The sequence below is a fragment of the Cognatundibacterium luofuense genome (assembly GCF_018139685.1).
GTDB classification, from domain to species: domain Bacteria; phylum Pseudomonadota; class Gammaproteobacteria; order Burkholderiales; family Burkholderiaceae_D; genus Undibacterium; species Undibacterium luofuense.
This window is the reverse complement of the sequence record NZ_JAGSPN010000685.1, coordinates 1-279: the sequence shown is the minus strand read 5'-3', so window position 1 is coordinate 279 and position 279 is coordinate 1. Positions and strand designations below refer to the sequence as shown.

Below are 279 nucleotides of genomic sequence, written 5' to 3'. Positions count from 1 at the left end.
CACGCACTTCTACAAAATCATGTTGAACGACTATCCGGAAGTCCGCTCCTTATTCAATCAGGCCCATCAGCAACAGGGAACTCAGGCCAGAGCGCTGGCGAACGCGATTTTGCGCTACGCACGTTGTATCGACAATCTGGGCGCGTTGGGAAATTTGCCAGCTCAAATAATTCAAAAGCATGTGGCGCTGCAGATTTTGCCTGAGCACTACCCTATCGTTGGCACTTGTCTGCTGCGTGCGATCCGCGAAGTGTTGGGTGCGGAAGTTGCTACCGACGC

Annotated in this window: 1 protein-coding gene; it reads left to right on the top strand. The window is 53.0% G+C overall.

Going from position 1 to position 279, the window contains the following annotated elements; genetic code table 11:
- On the top strand, nt 1-279 hold a 279-nt coding region (locus KDM89_RS22185; RefSeq protein WP_230428032.1), incomplete at both ends, for a globin domain-containing protein.